The organism is Pseudomonas sp. 43(2021) (genome assembly GCF_017490805.1).
Taxonomy (GTDB): Bacteria; Pseudomonadota; Gammaproteobacteria; order Pseudomonadales; family Pseudomonadaceae; genus Aquipseudomonas.
On the sequence record NZ_JAFGYJ010000577.1, the window covers coordinates 1 to 433 of the forward strand.

General features: G+C 57.7%; 1 protein-coding gene. It reads right to left on the bottom strand.

Annotated features, from left to right (window positions below):
• Positions 1-12 precede the first annotated feature (12 nt).
• A partial coding sequence (locus J5M71_RS28780; protein ID WP_279382408.1) for a DNA polymerase III subunit delta' C-terminal domain-containing protein occupies positions 13-433 on the bottom strand: 421 nt, incomplete at its 5' end.

The following is a 433-nucleotide window of genomic DNA, read 5'->3' on the forward strand; positions in this document are numbered from 1 at the left end:
AGGTACACATTCTTATCTTTGACCAGGCAATCCCACCCATTGCACCAACAATGCTTCCAGCAACAGGGCCGGGTTGAGGTTGGCCTTGCTCAACACTTTCTGCCGTTGGGCGAGAATCCAGTCCTGAATATCCAGCACTTTGCCCTGCGCGCTTTTCTGCGCCAGGTACTGCACGACCTTGCGCATATCGGCCAGGCCGAGGCCGGCTTCGTCCTGAGTCAGTTGATAGCGCAGGATCAGGCTCGACCAGTCGCAGAACCAGTCGAACAGACGCAACATCGGAATGCTTTTCCACTCTTCCGCCAGTTGCGTCGGCGATTGCTGGCCCTTTAGCAACTTCTTTACGCCTTCGACCACTTGTGCACGTTGTTCACGCACACCTTGCGACTGCAGGCTGACCGCCATCAGCGGCGATCCGGCGGCCAGCGTCAGC